This is a genomic window from Marinifilum sp. JC120, from assembly GCA_004923195.1.
Lineage (GTDB): Bacteria > Desulfobacterota > Desulfovibrionia > Desulfovibrionales > Desulfovibrionaceae > Maridesulfovibrio.
Window position 1 is genome coordinate 32,470 of sequence record RDSB01000007.1, and the last position, 20,507, is coordinate 52,976.

Consider the following 20,507-nt stretch of genomic DNA (forward strand, 5'->3'; position numbering starts at 1 on the left):
ATTTAGCGATTATTGGTGGTAATTGGGAAATGTTTGAAAAACGAAAAAGTTTTCCACAGGTTCGTAACCTTAAAAGAGGTCGAAAAAACAGGACTTTTTCTAAACAAAGTTTAGAAAAAAAGTTGTTTTCAAAGTAAGGAATTGGTTTTTGACAAGGAGTGGAAAATAGTAAGGAAGGTTGTGCGGTTGCACAAAATGATCAGTTCTTTTAGCATAGCAGTATGTGATTTGAAAAGAAATTTTCCAGTGAAATTTAAAATTATTGCGCGTGCTGAGTCCCTTCCAAGGGTAAAGCTGACCGGCTTTTCGGTCGAAAAGTTATATATCTGAAAACATAACCTTTCTTGCGAGGTTTTATGAGAAGTCTTTTGTTTATGCTCGTATTATTCGTTCTCAGTCATGTGCCTTCGCCTGCTCAGGCCAGAAGCATGGAGGAGGAGCGGGCCATGTGTCTGACCAGAAGTGCTCTTGCCCGGTCCCAGTGCAAGGACGAGCACGAGTTCAGCTATGTGGGGAAACAAAGAGGGAATATTTATATTTTCAATTCTTTCTATGCAGCTAAATATACTGATTTTTTCTGCAAGATAGAGAATGGGGATATAACCATCATATCTCGGAATAAGAAATTCCGGCGCAGTGTGAAGTTCTATATTGATGAAAATGAGTGCGGGGTTATTGAATATTTCCCGGCATCATGCACTCGACGTTCTGTTATCAAGTGTTGTTTTCCCAAGTCTAAGAAGGAATTGAAGGCCGATAAGGAGTTGGAATTTTGGCAACGCTCCGTTCCTGATCTGTTGAAAGAGGATCAGGAAAAAGCCATTAAGGAATTGCAGAACCGGACAACTAAATCTTCCGAAACCAAGCCAGAAGGGCAATAGCGGGAGTCAGTCCGTAGAGGGGCCAGTAGATTTGATTGTAGGTGAAAAAAATAACAGCACCGAGCAAAAAAAGGGCGTAAACCCAAGCCTCTCCATGTTTGGAGAAACGGCGCTCCTTTTCCATTTTCAGGCGGAACATGTCCCCTCGTTCCTGTTGGGCGATATTGGATTCCAGTCGTTTGTGACCGGATTGTAGTTTGTGTCCACACTTGGAACATATTTTTGCCGCGTTATTGTTTTTTTTGCCGCATTTGGTACACGTTATCATTAAACTTAAGTTCCTTTAATAGTTGCCTATTTATGGCTCGATAGCTTGATTGTAGGATGTCTGTTTTTTGACTTCATCAATATTTTATTTGTTTATCTGATTTTAGCAAGAAAAGTACCATTATTTTCAGATGTTTCTTTTTTATAGGCTGACTTTTGGAGACAAAGAGGGCATTCTGCCAAGTGCGCAATAGAAGCGGTTAAGGCTTATAATTCTAAACTTCTTGACTATTGTGGCTGAATTGAGACATTTTTATGCAAATAATTAAGAAATTGTGGATGGAGTGTTCATGAGTGACGTGTCCCAGGAAAGCCCGCAGGTTCCTGATAAAGATAAGCGGATTGATTTTTACCTGAAAGTCTTGGCTCGCCTTAAGGAGCGCAGTACCCTGCGCGAAGTACTTGAGCGCGAGGTGTTCCTTGAATTTATCAAGTATAATAACAATCGCATTAATGAATTTCCCCTGCTTGAAAAACAGCAGAGTGGAATTATTGCCTTGCTATGTCACCGCTCCACCGATCTCCCCGCCCATGAGTTCATCAAGAAAATTTTAAGTGAATTTATCCTGATGATCGGCCGTTACAGCAAACTCAAAGACGGCAAGGATAAAGAGGCACTGGACAGCATCCGCTCTCGGTTAATCAATGCTGAAACCCTGCTGATCAAGACCGTTCAGGGGGTTGTTTACGCTTCCTGTCTTATTTCTGATAATTTCGAAGAAGTAACCCTGCGTCATCTTGGTGAACCTGCCCTCAAAAAGTACAATGCCCTGCTTGAGCAGTATGAGCTGGATAAGGATTTCTGGCAGGCCCTGATCAATCAGTTTATCACTCAAGATGTGGAGTCTTCACTTACCGACATCATTACCAATGAGCGCTATGTCCTAACTAGGGATAAGAATTATGTTATCCTGCGTTTTCCTTTTGATGATGTCACTGGACGTTTTTCTTCCGAAATTCCCGCCATTGATAAAACCCGTATCCAGACTGCATTTGAACAGGTCGGAGCGGATGAGGAGTCCGCAGGGACCCTGAAGATGACTTACAATTCCCTATTGGAAAGCGGGGTACTTGTTCAGGGTGATGAACCAATAAGCAATGATGTTGTCGAACGTATTGCCCGTATTGTCTGTATTGATCCTGCTACAACCAAGTTCAAACATGATTATGACAGTGCCATGGAGGCCCTGCGTGAGACGGCTTATTCTGCTGATAGTGCTGAGAAAGAAGCTGAAATGGCTCGTAAAATGCAATTTTCGCAGGATCAGATAGGGGCCTGTGCCATCGGAGTCAGTATCACTCTCGATATTGTTGTCCGTGAATTTTTGCTGGGCCTGAAAAATTTTACCCAGCGTGATGAAAAGGTACTTACCATATACCTGCGCAGGTTCGGGGTGGATGCCTTGGACAAACTTTTTATCTATCTTACCGAGGCGAAGTTTTCCTCTTTGCTTAAGAACAAGATGCAGGGCGAAGAAAGTAAGATGCAACTGCGGGTGCTTAAGCGCAGGCGTGCATCGACCAAGGACGTGCAGGCTCTGCATGAAATTGGGATGACCCGCATCCGCATGGCAAGGTTGTGGCTCAAGGATTCCTCAAACGCAAACTGGCTGATTTTCAAGCAGAACACTCCTCAAGAATTGATCAAGGAAATGCAGTTGCTGGCTCTTGAAAAAGAATTGGCGACCGCAATTTTGAGATTGTTCGAAAAAGGCGATTTCAAGATCGAATTTCTTGTCTTCATCAGTTTGCAGGCTGTAGCCAAGGCCACCAAGGATGTGCGTGGCAAACTCAATGATCTTTTTATGCGTTTCGGCATTGGTGAGCAGAGTGACGAGCAGCTTGCCAAGAAATTGTCCGCTCCGGTAAAGTAAAGAATGCTTCCAGCGGCCAAACCTTTTCGTAAGGTTTCGCCTCGTTGACGGCTATGTGTCGTGTTATTTTGAAATCCAAAAGAAAAACGCTCTCTCGGAAATTTCCGAGAGAGCGTTTTTTTGTCGTTGTTTGAAAATCTACTAGACAAATACAACAGTTTTGTTGCCGTCCACAAGTACTCTTTCAGTAAGGTGCCATTTTACGGCTCTGCTCAGGACCTGACGTTCAATATCGCGGCCCAGCACTTTGAGTTCTTCATAGTCGTGGCGGTGGGAAACGCGGATAACGTCCTGTTCGATGATGGGCCCCTGATCCAGCTCCTCGGTAACGTAGTGGGCGGTAGCTCCGATGAGCTTAACCCCGCGTTCTCCTGCCCTGCGGTAGGGATCGGCTCCCACGAATGCAGGCAGGAAGGAGTGGTGGATGTTGATGATTCTGCTCGGGTAGGCATCAATCAGTTTGGGTGTCAGAATCTGCATGTAGCGGGCGAGGATTACCAGATCGGCATTGCCTTCCAGCAGTTCAAGAATTTTATCCTCAGATTCTTCTTTTTTGTCTTTTTCCACTGAAACGTGGTGGAAAGGCACACCAAACGATTCAACCGCTTCACGCAGGTCTTCGTGGTTGCTGATGACCATGGTGATCTCGGTATGGAGTTCGTCGCGCTTGGCTCTCCAGAGCAGGTCCATAAGTGCATGGTCGAATTTTGAGACGAGAATGGCTGTCTTTTTCTTGATCCATGCCGGATTAATATTCCAATCCATTTCGAATTTAGCAGCAACTGTTTCGGCAAATTCCTGTCTGAATTCTTCAAGGCTGTCCTCAATTCCATTCATATGAAATTTCATTCTGAGGAAAAAACGTCCGCCTACCGGGTCACTTGAATGCTGGTCGGAATGGATGATGTTTGCATTCTTTGAAAAAAGGAATCCGGAAACCGCAGAAACGATACCGGGTCTGTCCTTACAGGATACAGTCAAATATGCTGTGGATGCTCTTGATGATGTCATTTTTTATCTCGATAAAATATAAATTTGTTCCAAAAAAGGGAGTACTTTTAACAACTCAATCCATGGCAGGCAAGCTAAAGCAGCAAGTCTGAATCTTTGGCTTGCGGTTGTGGTTTTAAGAATAAGTGTTATAATTTTCGAAATTATGAAAAAATGTCTTTACAATTATTAAATCTGAAATTATCTCAGGCTCGATTTTCGTTTTCATAAAAAGAAGATGTTTAGAAAATAAATGCAGGCAGTCTGCTTTCGAGGTTGAATATGAGTGTTTTGAACGGAGAAGTGGTTTACTCCGCTATCCATGGATTCATGTATTTCGGGGATATTGTCTTTGCGGTAAGTGGCGCGCTGGCTGCCGGCAGGCGCAGGATGGATATCGTCGGCTATGTCCTGATCGGGACAATTACCGGGCTTGGTGGCGGTTCGTTGCGTGATGTGCTTCTGGATCATCCGGTCTGGTGGACCCATGAGCCGGTGGAGCTTTATCTGTGCATCATGGCTACCTTGTTTACCTATTTCTGCCGTCTGGAGATCAAGGACCGCTACAAGGCGACATCATGGTTTGATGCCCTCGGGCTTAGTGCATTTGCTGTTACCGGGAGTTCCGTTGCATTTTTGCAGTCTCAGGTTCCATGGACTGTGGCTGTATTCATGGGGGTTATGACCGCTACCGGGGGAGGGGTCATCCGTGATCTTTTGACCGGTAATCGGCCTATGATTCTTTGCGGGGAGCTTTACGCTGTGGCCGCGCTGACCGGGGCATTTGTCAACGTTGGTTTAATGAAACTGCATGTGCAGCCCGAAGTTGCCATGGCTGCCGGGTTTCTCAGCACATTGACCCTGCGTGGATTTGCCGTTATTTTTGATATTCGGTTGGGCCCTCCCGGAGAGTTCGTAAGGGTGGGAGGTCGAAATCATAGGAGAAACCATCATGTTCAGAGAGATTCAGAATACTAAAAAGATTTTGCCTGAAGGTTCGGTAGAAGACATTTTGCAGGCCGGGGAAGAGGGCGTATTGGCGACAATTGGTGAGGACGGTTATCCTTATGCGACTCCGCTTAGTTACGTTTACCATAACGGAGCTATCTATTTTCATTGCGCATTGACCGGGCATAAGCTGGATAATATCGCGTTTAATCCCAAAGTATCTTTCTGTGTCTATGTTGAGACAGAACTGCTGCCTTCAAAATTCAGCATAAAATTCAAGTCGGTTATTGCTTTCGGCAAAGCCGAAAAAGTTTCCGGGGATGAGAAAAAAGAGGCTCTGCTTGCGCTGATACACAGGCTTTCACCGGATTATATTCCCGCAGGCGAGAAGTATATAAAAAATGATATGGATAAGGCCGCGGTTATCAAAATTAATATTGAACATGCCACGGCTAAAGGCCGGAAGTCGTAATTATTTCACTACATGAATAGTAAAACGGCTGGTTTGACGAAAAGTCAAAACAGCCGTTTTTAATTTTTAAAGCACACTATATTATACGAAGCGGCGAAGCCAAACTAAAAAAGTTTGGGATTCTTAAACCCTTTTCAAAGGGTTTGAGCCCCCGGAGGGACCGTCGGTAGACCCGCCGGAGGCATCACCCGCCCAAATACGCCTTCTTTACTTCAGGGTCATCCATAAGCTGTGCAGACGAACCTTGGGCCACTATTTCCCCGGTATCGAGCACATAGCCGCGATGGGCGAATTTTAGCGCAAGATTTGCGTTCTGCTCGATTAAAAGGATGGTCAACCCTTGTTCATTCAGTTCCTTGAGGGTGCGGAACATGTCGTACATGAGCAGCGGCGCCAGACCCATGGAAGGTTCATCGAGCATGATGAAATTGCACTTGGACATGAGCGCACGGCCCACGGCCAACATCTGCTGTTCGCCTCCTGATAGTGACTCGCTGCGTTGCTTGCGGCGTTCGGCCAGACGTGGGAACAGGGCAAAGACGCGGTCATAATCGCTGTGAATATCCTTGACCGAATCTTTGCGGGCATAGGTTGCCAGCTTGAGGTTTTCTTCCACGGTGAGGTTACCGAAAATATGGCGTCCTTCCGGGACAAGGGCCAAGTGCAGGTCGGAGATTACCTTGTGCGGCGGCATGTCGAGAATGGAATTGCCTTCCCAGCAGATATCACCGGAGAGGACCTTGGGTGCTTCCGGCGGGGGTAACCGGCTGATGGAGAGTAAAGTGGTGGTCTTACCTGCACCGTTGGCACCGATGAGGGTGACGATTTCACCTTCATTTACATTGAACGAGATCCCGTGCAGGGCCTCAATATTACCGTATTTGACGCGGAGATCTTTGATTTCAAGTAGAGTATTCATCAGATTGAATCATCTCCCAGATAGGCTTTGATAACAGTCTCACTGGACTGGATATCTTCAGGTGTTCCTTCGGCGATGGTGGCGCCGAAATCAATACATTTGATCCATTGGCAGAGGCTCATGACCACTTTCATCTGGTGTTCGATCATGAGAATGGTGATGTCGAACTCATCATGAATCCATTTGATGAGTTTGATTAGTCCTTCAACGTCTGAGGAGTTAAGCCCTGCTGCGGGTTCATCAAGCAGCAGCAGCTTGGGCTGGATGGACATGGCCCGGGCGATCTCAACCCGCCGCTGCAAACCGTATGGCAGGTTGGTGGGTAATTCTTCGGCATATTCCTTCAGGTCCATGAATTCGAGCAACTCGGTGGAGATGCGGTCAATTTCCTTTTCTCTTAGATAGTAATTTTTCGTACGCATGACGGCATCAAAAAAGCCGTAGCCCATGCGGTAATGCTGAGCAATGCGGATGTTGTCCATCACGGTCATGTCATGCCAGAGGCGGATGTTCTGGAATGTGCGGGCCACGCCCAGTGCGGTTACCTTATGCGGTTTAAGCCCGCGTGTGGGAGTTCCGCCGAAAGTGATGGCTCCTTCGGTGGGCTGATAGAATCCTGAAATGAGGTTGAAGATAGTGGTCTTACCCGCACCGTTTGGGCCGATCAGTCCGGTGAGGGAGCCTTCTTCAAGCTCGATATTGAAATCGGATACAGCCTGAAGGCCCCCGAATCTTTGTGTGAGTCCGTCTATACTTAAAAGTGACATTTTATCTCCTTTTCTCGCGGGGTTGCCTACTTGAATTTGTAGAATTTCTTAAGCCGCGGGAATAGGTCGGGCAGTTCCTTGTTGCCCATGATTCCTTCGGGCCTGAACTGCATGAGCAGGATCAGGGTCAGCGGGATGAGCACCCATTTCCAGACCTGACTGAGATGATAACTGTCCGGGAGCAGGTTCAGGAAATGCAGTCCGGTGTCGATTGCCGGGATAATGAAACGCAGCAGTTCGAGCATTACAGTGAAGAAGATCGCGGAGAGGATTGAACCGCCCAGCGATCCCATGCCGCCGAGGTAAACCATGACTAAGCACTCGGTGGATTTCATAATGTTGAAAGATTGCGGGTTAACGTAACCGAGAACATGGGCGAAAAGTGCGCCCGCTACCCCGGCAAGGCCGGAGGAAAGCATAAAGGCGGCCATTTTCATTTTGTTGGTATTTACACTCATGATTTCAGCTGCGACTTCATCCTGACAAATAGACATGATGCCCTTACCGTAAGTTGAAGAAACAAAGCGGCGAATCATCCAGATGCTGGCAAATGTTCCGAGGATCACCCAGATCATCATCCACGGGATATCGACCACGTCTTCCATGGCGTTGAGTACCCGTTTCATACCCATGAATCCGCGCGGACCACCGATGATATCCATGTTTTCAATGGCTGAAATGACCATATAGTTGGCGGCAATGGTAATGATTGCCAGATAGTCGCCCCTTGTCTTGAAGGAAGGGACTGCCACGATGAGTCCGGCTACAGCGGAAACAAGACCTGCAATAATTATTATGATGGGAAATCCTAGCGGTGCCAGTTCCGGGGGCAGGATGGGGGCACCGAATATCTTGTCTTGAGCAAAAAACATTACGCTCAGAACGGAAGAGACATAGGCCCCGATACACATGAAACCAGCATGTCCGCAGGAAAATTCCCCCATGTACCCGTTGACCACGTTCAGGCTGGAAGAAAGGATGATGTTGATGCCGATAAACATGATTACTGACTGGATATATAGATCCAGCGCGCCGAACTGGGAAAGGGTCACTACAATGGCGGCCATTGCCCATATTCCGATATTAAAACTGTACTTCTGCATTATGATGATCCCGCCTTAAATCTTGGTCGTTTTGGCAACGCCGAATAGTCCGGTGGGCTTAATCCACAGGATTACCAGCAGGATGGAAAAGGCGAACAGGTCCCGGAAGGTGGAGGGAAAGAGGGCTACAACTCCGACTTCGATGAATCCGAGCAGAAAGCCGCCGATAAAGGCCCCGCGAATGTCCCCGATACCGCCTACAACTGCTGCTATAAAAGCTTTCCAGCCGATGAGCGCACCCATATACGGTTCAAGAATGGGATAGGACATGGCAAAAAGCAGTCCTGCCAGTCCTGCCATGCCGGAACCGAGTACAAAGGTGAATACGATCACGTTATCGATGGGAATTCCCATGAGCGGAATTGCGAATTTGTCGTAGGAAATTCCGCGCATGGCCATGCCGATTTTGGTTTTGGTGACGATGAATTGCAGGAGCAGGAAGACGGCAATAGCAGCGAAAATAACAATGATTTTAAGGTTGGTGACGGAAACGTTACCGAAAGTGTAAATCACTTTATCGAGCAGTTCGGGAAATTTTTTACGGCTGGCACCCAGCAGCGCAAGGTTGCCGTTTTCCAGAATCAGGCCGCACATAAGGGCGGTGATGACCACGTAAAGCCTATGCGCTCCCTTTCGTCTCAAGGGGCGGTAGGCAATACGTTCCAGTGTAACCCCGACTCCGGCGGTGAGAATCATGGTTAGGGGAACGGTTAATGCCAATACCATCCACGGGGCAAAGTCTAAGAAACCGAGAAGGGCGGTGGCCACGAAAAACGCGATGTAGGCCCCGACCATAAATATATCGCCGTGGGCGAAGTTGATCAGGAGCAGTACACCGTAAACAAGGGTGTAGCCCAGCGCAATGAGCGCGTAGAAGCTACCCCATTGCAGGGCATTGAGCAGATTCTGAATGAGGATATCCACTTTTCTCTCCCAGTCGGCGGGCCTGAATCCCGCCGACTGTTTTTGATAGGACTAAGGGCAGACGGATTCGGCGAATACGAAGTTGCCGTTTTCATCGATGCGTACAACAACAGCGCATTTGATGGGGTCACCCTGACTGTCGAATTTCATGGAACCGGTGATTCCTGCGAATTCCTTGATGGAGCTTAGGGCATCACGGATGGCCTTACGTTCGGTTTTCAAGTCGGAACTGTAGGAGCCCGCATCCTGAATGGCCTGAAGTACGAGGCGGGTTGCGTCCCAAGTGAGGGCGGCTACATCGTCAGGAGTTTCGCCGTATTTTGCTTCGTAGCGGTCGATGAATTCCTTGGTTGCACCCTTGGCTCCGGCTGCGGCGTAGTGGGTGGAGAAGAACTGGCCTTTGCAGTCATCGCCGCAAAGCTTCATCAGTTCTGCGGAACCCCATGCGTCAGAACCCATGAATGGACCTTTGTAGCCGAGGTCGCGGGCCTGTTTAACGATAAGGGCAACTTGATTGTAGTTATCGGGGACAAAGATGAAATCAGGATTGGAGTTGATGATCTTGGTCAGCTGTGCGGAGAAGTCCTGATCCTTGGTTCCGTGGGATTCAAAGGCCACAATGGATTTTTTGCCGTTTTTCTTTTCAAATACTTCCTTGAAAATTTCAGCAAGGCCTTTGGAATAGTCGTTGGAAATGTCGAAGAGAACCGCAGAGGTCTTGGCTTTGAACTGCTTGGTGGCGAAGTTCACAGCTACAGGACCCTGAAAGGGGTCGAGGAATGCCGCACGGAAAACCCAGGGGCGATTTTTGGTGGTATCCGGGTTGGTTGACCATGGAGAGACCATGGGGGTGCGGTTATCGTTGCAGGTACCGCCTGCGGGAACAGCCTGCTTGGAGGAGTTAGGGCCGATGATAGCGACTACGCCGTCCTGTTCAATCAGCTTGAGAGCTACGTTAACAGCTGATTCAGCTTTTGATTCGTTGTCTTCATAAAAGAATTCAAGAGGTACTTTTTTGCCTCCTACTTCAAGGCCACCCTGCGCGTTGATATCAGCAAGGAGCATTTCTGCTGCATTTTTGGAGGCCTCCCCTACTTTAGGAATATCTCCGGTGAGCGGGATGTTGAAACCGATCTTGATTTTTTCTTCTTTTTTAGAACAGCCGCTGACAATAATCAGGGCCAGCCCAAGTACCATGAGGGCCAGAAGTGACCTGATAATCATTTTCTTCATTCTTACCTCCTGAGATGTTCATTGGGGATATGCTTGAGTCTTAGAGATAGTTGAAAATATCGTAAAATAAGGGTTTTCAAAAGGTTTTTTTTAAAAAGGAGGGTGAAGAATGATTTCGCAAAAAGAGAGGCCCTCCTGATGAAATTCGTCAGGAGGGCCTTAATATTTTGCGTATGGAGTAGTGAAGGATCAGAGCTTGAATCTGTCCATCATGTCCTTGAGGGAGCGGGCCTGCTGGTCGAGGTCCTTAACCGCTTCTTCGAGTTGGCGTGAACTTTCAAGGTTCTGTTCCCCGGCCTGTTTGATGGAACCGAGAGCCACAGCAACCTGATCAAGCCCGGCCAGCTGTTCCTGACTTGAAGCAGCGATCTGGGCGGAAGACTGGGCCGATTGGTTTATTACCGTACTCAGATTGAGGATTGCTTCCCCGGTTTGAAAGGAAAGGTTCGCGCCTGTTTCTACAGCCTTACCACCCTGTTCGGTGATCATGACTGCGGAGCTGGTTGCCTTCTGGATATCAGCAAGGATAGATTGTATCTGGGCTACTGATTGTTTGGACTGGTCTGAGAGATTTCTGATTTCTCTTGCAACCACAGTGAAGCCGCGTCCTTCTTCTCCGGCTTTTGAAGCTTCAATGGAAGCGTTCACAGCCAGAATGTTAGATTGATCAGCCAGATCATTTACTACATATATAATATCGCCGATGTGCTGGGACTGTTCAGACAGTTTTACGATGGACTGGGCAATGGTGTCCATCTGGGTGCGGATATCCTTCATTCCTGAAGAAGCATCTTCAGCAGCTCTTTTGCCCTGCTGGGACGTGGAAACCGCTTTGCGGGCCACGTCGGCTACCTGCCTTGATTTCTCATTGGAGAGGTGGGCCGTCTGCTTTACTTCTTCAACAGTTGCATTTGTTTCAGCTACTGCGCTGGCAGTTTCAGCCGCGCTGGCAGTCAGTTCCGCAGAGGCCGCTGAAATCTGGCTCAGTGAGGATGAAAGTGTACGTACTGTTTCGTGAATTTGCTGGTTGTCACCTTTTAGTGTCTCAACCATGGTCGCTAGAGCTTTGCCGATGGTGTCGTTTTCAGAGCGGGGCTTTGCTTCCACCGTGAGGTCTGAGTTTGCAACCCTTTCCATGGCTCCGGCCATATTATTGAGCGAACTAGTCATTTTGTTGAATGCCCGGGCCAGTGAACCCAGTTCGTCCTTGCGGTCAGTGCCTTTGATTTCTTTGCTCATGTCGCCTTCGGCAATGCGGTAGGCGGCTTCAACAACTTTGCGCAGGGGTAGGGTTATGTCTCGCCCGACCAGCAAAACCGCAACAACACCCAGAGCAAAGGCGATGATCCCGAAAATATAAGTGTTTAAAATGGCCCTGTCGTTACGAGCCTGCAAGGAGGGGCCCAGTTTTTCCTGATCGGAAATAATGGATGATTTGGCCTGTTCGATCAGGGTAGCCATCTTGGGACCCATTATATCCAGTTCCGTATTGAGTAACTTGTCGCGGGTTGCCGTCTGCGAAAATAGTTCACTCAGTCCCCGCGTGTAGGCTATCGTCGCCTCTTTGATTTCTTTAAGCAGAATTTGGTTCTGCCCCTTTAAAAGAGAGCTGAGCTGAAGAAGTTCGGCATTGACTTCATCCATCTCGGCAAGAGCTCTTTCTTTGTGTTTTTCTGAGCTTTTATCAATAAATTTAGTTGTATATAGCCTGCAAAGGACAAGGTGACGCACTCCTTTGGCGCAATGATAAAGGGCTGGAGCGTTTGTTGTTGATTTGCCCAGGTTGTTGATAATGTGTTCAAAATTTTGTTCCATGAGATCCCCGGCGGGAACCAGAACGGTGTTTGCCTGCATGTCTCTTTCTTTTTGCGCCTTAGCTACTTCGGCGAAGGTTGCATCGTAATCCGTAAGTAGCGTCTTGATCTCTTTTATGATCATGACTCGGTTTTCTGATGCGAGTTCATTTTCAGCTTGTATAACTAAGGGAAATATTGTTTTTACATTTTCAGAGTATTTACGGCTGTATTTATCGTCGCCTGTAATAATATAATCTTTGACGTAGGTACGCCCTTGAAGAATTCTGGCCTGAATTTTCCCGATCAGGTTTGAATCCTTGGCAAAGTCGCGATAATCAGTGAACCCGGTGGAGGATTTTTGCAGTGCCAGCATTGATTCCATGCTCACAATTCCAAAAAGGATAAAAACAACAATAAAGCTACAGAATATTTTTTGTCCGACGGTAAACCTTTTTAGCATGGCGCAAAAAATCCTTTAGTTTGGTTAATATTAATCAGAGGCAGTGCTTCTTTTAAAAGAAGCACTGCCTGTATATTTGATTAGCTATTACGCCAGAGAGTTCTGACTTGCAAGGTGCACGGAAATTTGGCCGGGCACTATTTGTAATTTGAATTACAGAATTCGTTGCATTTTCCTTCGACGTTTCTGATAAGTTGCAGGCATTCCTGTTGCTCAGGATGACGGTTCAACTTCATGCGCACATTTTCGCAGCTCATGCGGCACTCTTTGGCTGAATTGTAAGGGCTTAGCATTATTTCGGAATATTTAGCACATATGGAATCCTGAGTATCGCAAAACTCTTCCGTGGAAAGTGATCGGCAGAAGGAGGTTACATCCTGCATGCTGGTGGTGTGACCGGAACATCCTGCCAGTAAAAGAAGCAGTATGGTGCTTAAAAATATTTTTTTCAGCATTGATTTCTCCAAAGGTTTATAAAATGTTTTTCAAGGCAGCGAGAAATTTGCGATTGCGGGAGTTGTTGCCGATGGACACGGTGAGCAGATCCGTGAGACCGAAATCATTTAGTGTCCTCAGTTTAAATCCGTGATCAAGCATTTTCCCATGAAGTTCCTTTGCCGGCATCGGAGTACTGAACATGATGAAGTTGCTCTGACTGGGATAGACGGTGCAGCCCAGTTCTTCCAATCCTTTGCTGACCCGCTCCCTGCCCCTGATGATCAGGGCTATGGTGGAGTAATAGAACTCATTGTGGTTCAGGGCTGCGAGTCCCGCACCTACGTTCAGGGGACTGATGGGCGTCGGAAGTCTGGATTCTTCGAACTGTTGTGCTTTGGTGCTGTTCATGAGCGCGTATCCAAGCCGCACTCCCCTGAGTCCGAAAGACCATGAGAAACTGCGCAGGATGACAAGGTTGGGAGCCTTTTCCAGAAAATTAACCATTGAGTAGTCATCTTCCGGCCATGAAAATTCAACAGATCTTTCATCTACAATGAGCAAGGTCCGTTTCGGCAGTAAGTTGGACATGGTGGCCAGTTCTTCGGCCGGAAGTCCATAGCCGGAGGGCACATCCGGGTTGGTGATGATTACTGCGGCGGTGTTCTCATTGGCTGTTGTTACAAGCTGGTCCAGCGGCGGTGTAAAGTTTCTCCCTCTGGGCAGGCGCAGAAGTTCCACCCCGCAAAGAGCTGCAACGCTGCTGTATTCCGGCATGCCATGTTCGTAGCTGAGGACATGGTCGCTACCGGGCATGGCGGATAGACGCAAGGCCAGGTCAAGTATTTCAACTGCTCCTCCGGCTATGAGTACATTTTCTTCCGGCACATCATGACGTTTTGCAAGGCCGAATCTCAGGCTGTCTGTGGAGCCGTTTTCAAAAGCGCAACAGTTGCTAGCCATGTTGATGATGGCGTTGGATACTGCTTTTGAAACTCCCAGCGGGTTGGCGTTGCTGGCAAGGTCCATGTCTTTTTTTATTCCGTATTTTTTGCGGAATGCAGCCGGGCTGAGCCTTTTACCGGATTTTTCTGAGGCCGCGGGCTGTTCGTCTTTCTGCGGTTCCTCTTCCTGTAAAGCCTCTGTCTCGGCTACAGGAATCGGGGCAGGTTCAGGGGTTGGTTCGGGTTGCGACGCCGGTTCTGGTTCTGCAACTGGTTGTGTTGTTTTTTTTGGTTCGTTTTTTGGGGCCGCAGGTGCTGCTCCGGGTTTGGAGTACATTTCAAGGGGCAGGGTGATGATGCGTATGTCGTAGCCTTCGCTCAGGGTCGCGTTACTGACGATCTCATTGAGTTTGTCAAATGAGTCGATAATGATGTTCAGCAGATCGTTGCTGAGTTCAATCTCATTTTTAAAGACTTGATCAAGTACTTGGCCTATTTTTCCGGCAATTGTGCTGATGTTAGTCAGTTCCAGCAATGATGCACTTTCTTTCAAGGAAACCAGTATCCCGTAGACCTGCGCAACCGAAGCAGGGGAAGGGGAGGACGTTTTTTCCATTTCTATCAGCACATTTTCAATCTGGTCCAGCTTGTCCAGTGATAGTTCCACAAAATGTTGCAGTGCTACATCTTCTTGTAAATCATCGGTCATTTTTTTCCCCTTGGGCGGATGTCTTTAAATATGATTTGTTTGCAGAAAAACATTATTTACGTAAACCGTAGTTTGTCGGTTAAAGTTTATTTGTGCATTTTTTAAAGCAGAAATCCATTATCTTTTTATATTATCGAATTAAAAAAATGGCAAAGGTTGATCATTAAAAATATAACTTATTACGGTTGCGCTTTTGAAAACTCTGGTTAATATTAATAATCAATGACCATCTGTTTGCAGAGATTAGGCTGATTTGTCTAAGATAAATCATGATAAATTGATTTCCACAGGAAGTTTTTTAATTAACGAGGTGTACATATGGTTACCTTTTTCAGTGCCAATGAAGTGGCAGAACTTGCAATGCGTATTGAGCAGAAAGGGCAGGCTTTTTACCTGCTGGCTGCTGATGAGGCAAAAGACCCCGCAGCAAAGGAATTCTTTGAATTTTTTGCAGAAGAAGAATCCCGCCATGAGCTTTTTTTCAGGGATATGCGTGACCGCATCGGTTCCATCGAAATTCCTCCGGGAAGCGATTATGAAGAATATACTCAGTATGTAATGGCACTTGTGGATTCCCACGATGTGTTCAATTTTGATTACACTGCGGCATTTAAGGATGAGGATTTCAATTTTGAGCAGGCTGTACGCGCGGCCATGCGTTTTGAGAAGGACACCATCCTTCTTTTTACCGAATTGAAAAGAATGGTTCCCGATACTGAGCGTAAATTCGTTGAAGAATGTATTGACGAAGAACGCAAACATCTGCGCATGCTGGCTGAAAAACTTAGTTAGGTCGCGGGATAAAGACATGAAGAAGCCCCTTTCAGCTTGCTGGAAGGGGCTTTGTTTTTTTGCTGTTAAATTTTCTGGATTATTTCTTGATTCCAAGTGCGGTGTTGATCAGCGAATCCGTGGTGGTGATCCCTTTGGAGTTGGCCTGAAAACCGCGCTGGGTCAGGATCATATAGGCAAATTCTTCCGCCAGATCGACGTTTGATGTTTCAAGGCTGCTACTAACCACTGAACCGAGCCCTTCTTTTCGGGCAACACCTTGAATGGCGTCTCCTGAATCTTTTGTGGCGGAGAAGTAGTTGGAGCCTTCCCTGCGCAGCCCGTATTCATTTTTAAAATTGTAGAGGTTGACCTGATAAAGGTCTGTACTCATCCCGTTGGAAAACAGGGCACTCATGATGCCATCGGAATTGAAGGCCACATTCTGGAGGTAGCCCTCCCCGAATCCATCCTGAGATTGGCTGATGGTTGAGGATGAACCGTAGTAATCAGTGGTGGCAAGGGCATTGATCTTCCCGTCGTTCATACCCGGAAGAGATGTTGCGTTACTACCCACATCAGCTGCGGTCATACCTGTGGTAGTCCATGTATCTGTGCCGGAAGTGATACCCATATCAACCGAGATTGTCTGGGCGGCTGCCGCTCCACTTGCACCTGAGAGGGTTACGTTAAACGTAGGTGCTCCGTTACTGTTCAGCGAAGCCTGCTCCCAGTTGTTGAGGTCCTTGCCGTCAGTCGCACCCGCGGCGAGAGTGAAGGCACTTTGGTTGAGCAGGGTTCCGTCGCCGGAAAAAGTAAGTGTCCCGGCCATGACCAGTCCTGCGCCGGAAGTGCCGTTCAACGAACCTGCATCGCTCCCCGGAGGTACGGTTACGACATATTCCCAGTGTCTTTTGTCGGAGCTGTCGCCATCGTTCACAACCTTATCGTAGTATACTACCAGATCGTGCTTGTTACCGTTGTCGTCATAAATTTGTATGGAGCTATTGTATTCATATTTATCAGCAGTAAGCGGCGTATCACTTGTGCCGTCCCATTCGCTGAGCAGAGAGAAGAATGGGGCTTCCGCATTTTCGCTGTTATCCACAGCCCCGGAGTCAAGGTTGGTGCGCATATTCACTGTATCAGTGCCCTTGGGGTCTGACTTTACAACCATGACCTTCTTGCCTGTGGCGTCAGTCTCTTCCTTCATGGGCAGGGCTATGTTTTGCGAAGCTGTGCCTATGTTACCGTCCGCGTCTATTTTGTAACCCTGAAGAACGTTGTTATGGGTATCAACGAGTTGGCCGGTCTTATCAAAATGGAAACTGCCTGCGCGGGTGTAATGGCTGGTATTTGAGCCTGGTTCGGCCACACGGAAAAATCCCTGACCGCCGATAGCAAGATCAGTACTTGAATTAGTGCTCTCGAAAGCACCTTCCTTGAAATTTATTCTGGTGCTCGCAACCCTTGTTCCCAGCCCGATCTGTCCGGCGGTATTGCTGCCCCCGGATACGATTCCGGAATTGGCTTTGGCTGAACTATAGCTGCCAAGTGTTTCAAGAAATGTGTCGCCGCTCTTGTAGGCAGTGGTATTGACGTTGGCAAGGTTGGCACCGATCTGCTGTAGCAGCGTTCCATGTGCCTTTACGCCCGTCGCGGCTGTGTACATTGAGCTGAAACCCATGAGTAAACTCCTTAGATAGGCGCGGCATTAATATTTGTGACTCCGCCTGCACCTGTTTAACCTGTGGCCCGGAATAAAAATCCGGTCACCAGTACTTTAGCAAGGGGCGTGCCTAAAGTTTGTATTAAGCAATATCAAGGGTTTATATATTGTGAGTGGGGTCAGAAGAGGAAAAAAAGTCCTTCTTAATGTTCAATTAAGAAGGACTCTGGTTATCGATAAAGCATCATCTGCTGATTGCTTTATGGAAAAATTGGATCAGCCGGAAATTTTCTTTTTCAAATAATTTTTAAGCTTAGCGGCCGGAGTTGATTTAGGGTTGATCTCGAGACATTTTTCAGCGTTTTCCAAAGCCTCTTTGCGGTCACCTTTTTCGTATTGGCAGCGGGCTATATTAAAATAAAGGTTCTCGTCATCATCGGTTAGCCCAACTGCTCTGGAATAAAAATTAACCGCTTTGTCAAACATCTTGTTTTTACGCAGAGATATGCCGAAATCATTAAAGAGGTGTTTATGTTCACTTTCAAAGGCGGCATCCAGATCGATCAATCTGCTGAAAATGTCTGTAGCTTTATCAGCTTCGTTGCGGTCAAGGTAGCAGAGGCCGATGCCGAAGTTGGCCCGGATATTATCCTCATCAATATTCAAGGCCTTGCCGTATTCCATCTCAGCTGTGAAAGTGTTGCCCTCTTTGCGTTGGCGGTCGGCCTTGGCAAGGGATTTATTTAGCTTCTGGATGGCTGGAAATACTGTGGTCGTATAAAGTTCAACTTCCGGGGTGAATGATTCCAGCAATTCTTCTTTGCTGATAATCTGCTCCTCACCGGTAGGAACGTTGTTTTCATTGAGCACGCGTAAGCCAACTTCTCCATTGTCTTTTTCCTCCGCAAAGTACAGAAAAGACTGGATGACCTTTCGCTTGGTCGTTCCGGTCCCGATTTCCTGTATTAGCTTCGTGGAAAAAGTGCCCTTTATTTTAGGCATGGGAGTTTTGCTATTAGTCATGCTTTTCGTTTTAGTCCTGTTGCTGGTATCTGTTAGAATATATTAATTAAATTGTATTGTCTTAATGTGCATTGGACATATAGCATATATCCGTCCGGTCCTCAATTTTAAAAAATATAAAAAAGCGGGACAATGCTACAATTGCCCCGCTTTACAGTTAATTCAGTGTAAATATAGTGTGTTTTACAGAATGTAACGGGAAAGATCCCTGTCTTCTGTTACATCTTGCAGTTGTTCCTGTACATATTCCTTATCAATAACAATTGAATCACCAGAACGGTCAGGAGCTTCAAAGGAAAGGTCGGACAGAATCTTTTCCATGATGGTGTAAAGTCTTCTGGCTCCGATATTCTCTGTTTCCTCATTGAATTTCTGAGCATTGAAGGCCACTTCTTCAAGAGCTTCGCGGCTGAAATCGATGCTCAGGTTTTCTGTTTCCAGCAGGGCCTTGTACTGAACTGTCAGGGCATTCTGCGGTTCGGTAAGGATGCGGTAGAAGTCATCTTTATCAAGGGAGGTCAGTTCCACGCGCAGAGGGAAACGGCCCTGAAGTTCGGGGATCAGGTCCGATGGTTTGGCGTAGCTGAATGCACCTGCGGAGATGAACAGGATATGGTCAGTGTTAACCATGCCGTATTTAGTGTTAACTACGCAGCCTTCAACCACAGGCAGCAGGTCGCGCTGTACGCCTTCGCGGGATACATTTGCAGAGCCGCCGCCTTCCTTGTTTCCGGCAACTTTGTCAATTTCATCAAGAAAGAGGATACCGCTTTGTTCAACACGTTCACGGGCCAGTTCAGCCACGTTGTCCATATCGATTAGTTTATCGGATTCCTGCTGGATGAGGATATCGTATGCTTCGCGAATGTTGACTTTGCGCGTTTTAGTTTTGTCAGGAAACATTTTGCCGATCATGTCATTGACCTGCATACCCATGCCTTCCATGCCGGGCATGGACATGATTTCCACGCCGCCGCCCTGTACGGAAACTTCAAGCTCCACTTCACGCTCATCGAGCTTGCCTTCACGCCACATCTTACGGAATTTTTCACGGGTGGAAGACTGGTCTACAGCAGGTTGTTCCTGCTGCTGTTCTTCTGGCGCTGCGGGATTGAAGAATCCCATACCCGGCTGTTTGGGCTTGGATGAGGGCAGGAGCAGGTCGAGCAGGGCGTCTTCAGCGTGCTTTTCAGCCTTAACTTTGACCTTCTCCATTTCTTCCTTGCGCACAAGGTTGATGCCGATTTCCATCAGGTCGCGGACCATGGATTCAACATCGCGGCCCACATAACCGACCTCGGTAAATTTAGTAGCTTCGACTTTAAAGAAAGGGCATTTGGCAAGCTTAGCCAGACGGCGGGCGATTTCGGTTTTACCAACGCCGGTAGGCCCCATCATGATGATGTTCTTAGGTGCGATTTCGTCGCGCAGTTCCGGTGGAAGCTGCTGACGGCGCCAGCGGTTACGCATGGCAATGGCGACCATTCTTTTTGCATCGGACTGGCCGATGATAAATTTGTCCAGTTCAGAAACGATTTCTCTAGGTGTAAGATTGCTCATTTTATTAAGACTCGCGACTTTTATTTTTCAAGGGTTTTGAGAACAAAGTGGTCGTTGGTGTAAACGCAGATTTCACTGGCTATTTCCATGGATTTCTGCGCAATTTCAGCAGCAGGCATCTCAGTGTTGCGCATGAGCGCACGGGCTGCGGAAAGGGCGTAGGAACCGCCGGAACCGATGGCTGCGACACCGTCGTCAGGTTCGATAACATCGCCGTTACCGCTGATGATGAGGATGTGCTCGGCATCAGCAACCATGATCATGGCTTCCAGTTTGCGCAGGAATTTATCTGTACGCCAGTCAGTTGCCATTTCAACGGCGGAACGCACAAGGTTGCCGGAGTAGGTTTTGAGTTTCTTTTCAAAGCGTTCGAAAAGGGTAAATGCATCAGCTGTTGCCCCGGCGAATCCGGCGATAACCTGATCATTGTAAAGGGTACGGACTTTGACCGCGGAATGTTTCATCACCACAGCCTGTCCCATAGTGACCTGACCGTCACCGATCATGGCAGTGCCTTTATCGTCCTTAACGGCCAGAATGGTTGTTCCTCTCATTTCCATATTCATCTCCTGATTCATCTATTTCAATATGACGGATTGAGTTCAATTTGCTTATGAATTCAATAATTACGCCGTGGGATATTCATTGATAGCGGCGTGAAATTTTGCGTTACCAGAACATAATACTTGTGGGGGGGATGGCAAGGGGGGCGAAAAAAAACTTCTTCCTCCAACCTAAAGAAATGTTGGTTTATGTCGAAAA

At 47.3% G+C, this 20,507-nt stretch carries 19 protein-coding genes; 5 read left to right on the plus strand and 14 right to left on the minus strand.

The features are described 5' to 3' along the window. Positions 1-428 precede the first annotated feature (428 nt). Positions 429-881, plus strand: a complete 453-nt coding sequence (locus D0S45_08565; protein TIH16459.1) for a hypothetical protein — start codon at positions 429-431, stop codon at positions 879-881. On the opposite strand, the gene D0S45_08570 is transcribed toward D0S45_08565, so the two are convergent. Then, the gene (locus D0S45_08570; protein TIH16460.1) at positions 847-1,149 is read right to left on the minus strand and encodes a zinc-ribbon domain-containing protein; all 303 of its coding nucleotides are present in this window, start codon (positions 1,147-1,149) and stop codon (positions 847-849) included. The two genes, D0S45_08565 and D0S45_08570, sit on opposite strands and share 35 nt — an antisense overlap. A gap of 289 nt (positions 1,150-1,438) precedes the next feature. On the opposite strand from D0S45_08570, the gene D0S45_08575 reads away from it, so the two are divergent. Further along, complete coding sequence (locus tag D0S45_08575) at positions 1,439-3,022, plus strand: hypothetical protein (GenBank protein ID TIH16461.1); 1,584 nt, start codon at positions 1,439-1,441, stop codon at positions 3,020-3,022. 141 nt (positions 3,023-3,163) lie between these two features. On the opposite strand, the gene purU is transcribed toward D0S45_08575, so the two are convergent. Continuing rightward, on the minus strand, positions 3,164-4,033 hold the full coding sequence (gene purU, locus D0S45_08580; GenBank protein ID TIH16462.1) for a formyltetrahydrofolate deformylase: 870 nt from the start codon (positions 4,031-4,033) through the stop codon (positions 3,164-3,166). 261 nt (positions 4,034-4,294) lie between these two features. On the opposite strand from purU, the gene D0S45_08585 reads away from it, so the two are divergent. Both D0S45_08585 and D0S45_08590 read left to right on the plus strand, forming a co-directional pair. Then, positions 4,295-4,990: a trimeric intracellular cation channel family protein gene (locus tag D0S45_08585; protein TIH16463.1), complete on the plus strand. Its 696-nt coding sequence runs from the start codon at positions 4,295-4,297 to the stop codon at positions 4,988-4,990. Further along, on the plus strand, positions 4,965-5,432 hold the full coding sequence (locus tag D0S45_08590) for a pyridoxamine 5'-phosphate oxidase family protein (GenBank protein ID TIH16464.1): 468 nt from the start codon (positions 4,965-4,967) through the stop codon (positions 5,430-5,432). Before D0S45_08585 ends, D0S45_08590 begins: the two co-directional genes overlap by 26 nt. A 184-nt stretch (positions 5,433-5,616) precedes the next feature. Here the strand turns inward: D0S45_08590 and D0S45_08595 are convergent, their stop codons facing one another. From D0S45_08595 to D0S45_08630, 8 genes are all read right to left on the minus strand, one after another. Next, a complete protein-coding gene (locus tag D0S45_08595) occupies positions 5,617-6,351 on the minus strand; it encodes an ABC transporter ATP-binding protein (GenBank protein ID TIH16465.1) in 735 nt (244 codons plus the stop codon). Continuing rightward, positions 6,351-7,118: an ABC transporter ATP-binding protein gene (locus tag D0S45_08600; protein TIH16466.1), complete on the minus strand. Its 768-nt coding sequence runs from the start codon at positions 7,116-7,118 to the stop codon at positions 6,351-6,353. The genes D0S45_08595 and D0S45_08600 overlap by 1 nt, the downstream gene beginning before the upstream one ends. A 26-nt stretch (positions 7,119-7,144) precedes the next feature. Continuing rightward, positions 7,145-8,221: a branched-chain amino acid ABC transporter permease gene (locus tag D0S45_08605; protein TIH16467.1), complete on the minus strand. Its 1,077-nt coding sequence runs from the start codon at positions 8,219-8,221 to the stop codon at positions 7,145-7,147. 15 nt (positions 8,222-8,236) lie between these two features. Next, positions 8,237-9,145, minus strand: a complete 909-nt coding sequence (locus D0S45_08610) for a branched-chain amino acid ABC transporter permease (GenBank protein TIH16468.1) — start codon at positions 9,143-9,145, stop codon at positions 8,237-8,239. Positions 9,146-9,196: 51 nt separating this feature from the next. Continuing rightward, positions 9,197-10,378: an ABC transporter substrate-binding protein gene (locus tag D0S45_08615; protein TIH16469.1), complete on the minus strand. Its 1,182-nt coding sequence runs from the start codon at positions 10,376-10,378 to the stop codon at positions 9,197-9,199. A gap of 189 nt (positions 10,379-10,567) precedes the next feature. Beyond that, positions 10,568-12,634, minus strand: a complete 2,067-nt coding sequence (locus D0S45_08620; GenBank protein TIH16470.1) for a HAMP domain-containing protein — start codon at positions 12,632-12,634, stop codon at positions 10,568-10,570. A gap of 137 nt (positions 12,635-12,771) precedes the next feature. Continuing rightward, positions 12,772-13,089 (minus strand): hypothetical protein, encoded by a 318-nt coding sequence (locus D0S45_08625; protein ID TIH16471.1) that lies wholly within the window; start codon positions 13,087-13,089, stop codon positions 12,772-12,774. Positions 13,090-13,105: 16 nt separating this feature from the next. Then, positions 13,106-14,722 (minus strand): aminotransferase class I/II-fold pyridoxal phosphate-dependent enzyme, encoded by a 1,617-nt coding sequence (locus D0S45_08630; protein ID TIH16472.1) that lies wholly within the window; start codon positions 14,720-14,722, stop codon positions 13,106-13,108. 318 nt (positions 14,723-15,040) lie between these two features. On the opposite strand from D0S45_08630, the gene D0S45_08635 reads away from it, so the two are divergent. Further along, positions 15,041-15,514, plus strand: a complete 474-nt coding sequence (locus D0S45_08635; protein TIH16473.1) for a rubrerythrin — start codon at positions 15,041-15,043, stop codon at positions 15,512-15,514. Positions 15,515-15,593: 79 nt separating this feature from the next. Here D0S45_08635 and D0S45_08640 read toward each other — a convergent pair whose 3' ends face one another. The 4 genes from D0S45_08640 to hslV all read right to left on the minus strand — a co-directional run bounded on the left by D0S45_08640 (position 15,594) and on the right by hslV (position 20,305). Continuing rightward, entirely contained in the window at positions 15,594-17,180 is a 1,587-nt protein-coding gene (locus tag D0S45_08640) for a flagellar hook-basal body complex protein (GenBank protein TIH16474.1), read from the minus strand. Positions 17,181-17,438: 258 nt separating this feature from the next. Then, positions 17,439-18,185 (minus strand): tetratricopeptide repeat protein, encoded by a 747-nt coding sequence (locus D0S45_08645; GenBank protein TIH16475.1) that lies wholly within the window; start codon positions 18,183-18,185, stop codon positions 17,439-17,441. 183 nt (positions 18,186-18,368) lie between these two features. Further along, on the minus strand, positions 18,369-19,745 hold the full coding sequence (gene hslU / locus D0S45_08650; protein TIH16476.1) for an ATP-dependent protease ATPase subunit HslU: 1,377 nt from the start codon (positions 19,743-19,745) through the stop codon (positions 18,369-18,371). Positions 19,746-19,765: 20 nt separating this feature from the next. Further along, complete coding sequence (gene hslV / locus D0S45_08655) at positions 19,766-20,305, minus strand: ATP-dependent protease subunit HslV (protein ID TIH16477.1); 540 nt, start codon at positions 20,303-20,305, stop codon at positions 19,766-19,768. Positions 20,306-20,507: the final 202 nt, after the last annotated feature.